The sequence below is a fragment of the Mesorhizobium sp. M7A.F.Ca.CA.002.05.1.1 genome (assembly GCF_003998335.1).
Taxonomy (GTDB): Bacteria; Pseudomonadota; Alphaproteobacteria; order Rhizobiales; family Rhizobiaceae; genus Mesorhizobium.
Window position 1 is genome coordinate 1 of record NZ_RZQI01000644.1, and the last position, 3,477, is coordinate 3,477.

The 3,477-nt window shown below is 64.4% G+C and carries 3 protein-coding genes; all 3 read right to left on the reverse strand.

Annotated features, from left to right (window positions below; all coding sequences use genetic code 11):
* Window positions 1-933 (reverse strand): FAD-binding protein (locus EN939_RS25760; protein ID WP_127270600.1); only part of this gene is annotated, 933 nt, incomplete at its 3' end.
* On the reverse strand, window positions 930-1,514 hold the full coding sequence (locus EN939_RS25765; RefSeq protein ID WP_127270602.1) for an ASCH domain-containing protein: 585 nt from the start codon (window positions 1,512-1,514) through the stop codon (window positions 930-932). The genes EN939_RS25765 and EN939_RS25760, both read right to left, overlap by 4 nt.
* Window positions 1,515-1,821: 307 nt before the next feature.
* Entirely contained in the window at window positions 1,822-3,318 is a 1,497-nt protein-coding gene (locus tag EN939_RS25780; RefSeq protein WP_127270604.1) for an FAD-linked oxidase C-terminal domain-containing protein, read from the reverse strand.
* Window positions 3,319-3,477 lie beyond the last annotated feature (159 nt).

The window sequence follows — 3,477 nt, forward strand, 5'->3', positions numbered from 1 at the left end:
CGTCAGGACCATCTGGTGGCACTGTCCCGGCGTCATCGAGACACGCCAGACCGGTTTCTCGCTGTTGTCGGCGAAGGGCCTGCAATCGCGTACATCGCGCCAGATCAGCCGTGAAGCGTCACCGGCAATCTCCTGCAGCGGCCCAGCCTTGCCGAGCAGCGTTTTCAGCGCGGCGATGCGGTAGGCGACGGACGGGCCGAAGCCTTCGACACGCAGCAGCGTCGCGGCCTCACCGCCGAGACTGCCGCCGGCGACACGCGCGGCGATCCGCTCGGGCAGATGGGCGGCACTCGACACTTCAGCACTCGAGCCAAGCGCCAGGGCCATGGCGCTTGCTGCCGCATCGTCGAGCAGGCCACGAATGGCGAGCGTGACTTCGGCCTCGGCTGCCGGCAGCACCTTGAAGGTGACGTCGGTGAACACAGCCAGCGTGCCCCAGCTGTTGGCCATCAGCTTGGACATGTCATAGCCGGTGACGTTCTTGACCACGCGGCCGCCCGACTTGAAGGCTTCGCCACGACCGGACACCACATTGATGCCCAGGACATGATCGCGCGCCGCGCCCGCCTTGAGCCGGCGCGGACCGGAGAGGTTCGCGGCGAGCACGCCGCCGATCGTGCCCTTGCCCGGTTCGCCACCAAACAGCGGACCGTAATCCATCGGCTCGAAAGCGAGTTGCTGACCGTTTTCCGCCAGCAGCTTTTCGATCTCGGCCAGCGGTGTGCCTGCCTTGGCCGACAGCACCAGTTCAGCCGGTTCATAGAGCGTGACGCCAGAGAGTTTCGACAGGTCGAGCGTGTGTTCGGTTTGCAGCGGCCGGCCGATGCCGCGCTTGGAACCGTGGCCGAGGATTTCGAGCGGCGAGCCTTCCGCCGCTGCCCAGGCGACGGTGGAGAGGACTTCGGATGGTGTGGTTGGGGTGAAAGTAGTCAAAGCCTGTGCTCCCGAAGCCTTTCGAGCACGGCTTCGCCCCGTGGCGACAGCCGATAACCGACCTTGAGGCTCTCGGTGAGACCGAACTCCCCGAGCTTGCGGACATCCTGCTTGAACTTCAGCTTTTCGACGCCGGCCTTGTCGGCCAGGACAGCAGCCGGCAATTCCGGATGGGCGCCGATCGCCTGCAGGATCGACGGGAAGTAGCCGGGTGCCGTTTTGTCCCAGCGCGCAAAACGCTGGGTCAAGGCATGCCAGTCCTCATCGGAAAGCACGGCGTCGCCGCGCAGGCCAACGCGTTCGTCGGGCTCGATGCCTTTGAGCTCGATGCGATAGACCGGGGTACCGTCATCGGGGCCAAGCATCTCCTGAAGGGCTCCTCGGGACGGAAAGCCGGCTGCGGTCGCGTCTTTCTCCGTCAATTCGGAGCCGCTCGCGATCGAGATGTCCCCGATCCTAACCGCACCTGACGCCGTTCTGACCCGCCCGCCGGCCTTGACGGTCGGCCGCTTCCAGCGCCGAAAAGCGAGCGTCACTTCATTGCGCGCGATCTTGTCCAGCAAGGATTGTTTGAACAGCAACTCAAACCTCACTCGGGCATGGGTTCCTCGCCCCCGCAAAGCGGGGGAGAGGTGGCTCGGGCAAAGCCCGAGACGGAGAGGGGGGCGAATTCTATGCCAGACGCGAGTTCGGATATGCTGAGTTCCTTGGCGCCCCCCTCTGTCCTGCCGGACATCTCCCCCTCAAGGGGAGAGATCGGATGTCGCATATGGCTTCGCCAATCTCCAATGGTGACAAAAGGGCGAGGCGCGCGAGCTGCCAATCTCCCCCCTTGAGGGGGAGATGTCCGGCAGGACAGAGGGGGGTGTTCAAGCGCCGACATATCCCTCAAAACCTCGGAATGTCCGGAAACGGCAGCTTGCCGCCGGAAATGTGCATGCGGCCGAGTTCGGCGCATCGCCGCAGCTGCGGGAACACTTTTCCCGGGTTGAGCAGATGGTTGGGATCGAAGGCGCATTTGACGCGCATCTGCTGGTCGAGATCGATCTGGGTGAACATTTCCGGCATCAGGTCGCGTTTTTCCACGCCCACACCGTGTTCGCCGGTCAACACGCCGCCGACCTTGACGCAGAGCCGCAATATGTCGGCGCCGAAGCTTTCGGCCTTGTCGAGTTCGCCCGGTACGTTGGCATCGTAGAGGATCAGCGGATGCAGATTGCCGTCGCCGGCGTGAAAGACATTGGCGACGCCGAGACCGTATTTTTCCGACAGCTCGCGCATGCCGGCGAGCACGCGCGGCAGCTCCTTGCGCGGGATGGTGCCGTCCATGCAGTAGTAGTCGGGCGAGATGCGGCCGACGGCCGGAAACGCCGCCTTGCGGCCGGCCCAGAAGCTCAGCCGTTCATGTTCGGACTGCGAAATGCGGCAGGTGGTCGAGCCGTTCTTGTAGGCGATCGCCTCGACCAGACCGATCAGATGATCGACCTCGACGCCCGGCCCGTCGAGCTCGACGATCAGCAGCGCTTCGACATCCAGGGGATAGCCGGCATGGACGAAATCCTCGGCGGCGTGGATCGCCGGCCGGTCCATCATCTCCATGCCGCCCGGAATGATGCCGGCGCCGATGATGTCGGCGACGCACTGGCCGCCCTGCTCACTGGTCGGGAAGCCGATCAGCAGTGCGCGAGCCGTCTCCGGTTTCTTCAGGATGCGCACGGTGACCTCGGTGACGACGCCAAGCAGCCCTTCCGAACCCGTCATGACGCCGAGCAAGTCATAACCTTCCGCATCGAGGTGACTGCCGCCGAGCCGTACCACTTCGCCATTCATCAGCACCATCTCGATGCCGAGCACATTGTTGGCGGTAAGGCCGTATTTCAGGCAGTGCACGCCGCCGGAATTCTCCGCGACATTGCCGCCGATCGAGCAGGCGATCTGGGAGGATGGATCGGGGGCGTAGTAAAAGCCCTGCTGCTCGACGGCGGTGGTGATGCCGAGATTGGTGACGCCCGGCTGGGCAACGACAACGCGATTGGGGAAATCGATCTCGAGGATACGGTTGAAGCGGCTCATCACCAAAAGCACCGCGTCCTCGAGCGGCAGCGCGCCGCCCGACAGCGAGGTCCCGGAGCCGCGCGGCACGACGCGGACGTTGCGATCGTTGCAGTATTTCAGCACGCGCGAAACCTGCGCCACCGTTTGCGGCAGCACGACGACCAGCGGCAGCTGCCGATAGGCGGTCAGGCCGTCGCTCTCGAAGGCGCGCATGGAATTGGCGGCGTCGACGACGCCCTCACCCGGCACGATGATGCGCATGTCGGCGACGATCTCGTCGCGCCGGCGCATCGTGGCGTCGTCTGGTTTCGGCATGGCCAGGCCGGACATCAGCAGCCTCATTTCGCTTGACTGGTCAAAATCTTTTACCAGTGAAGCGCGTTGGGTGCAAATCCTGTGGTGGTTGGGAATCCGGCATCAAGGCTGAGGCAAGCTTCCGCAGCGGCAATCTGCCGCTGTCTCACCCTCCCCCGCGCGGCGCTCTACGAG

What these genes read in the sequence shown, in the direction of transcription:
- EN939_RS25780 (WP_127270604.1), bottom strand. Translation starts at nt 3,318, where the DNA reads ATGTCCGGCCTGGCCATGCCGAAACCAGACGACGCCACGATGCGCCGG.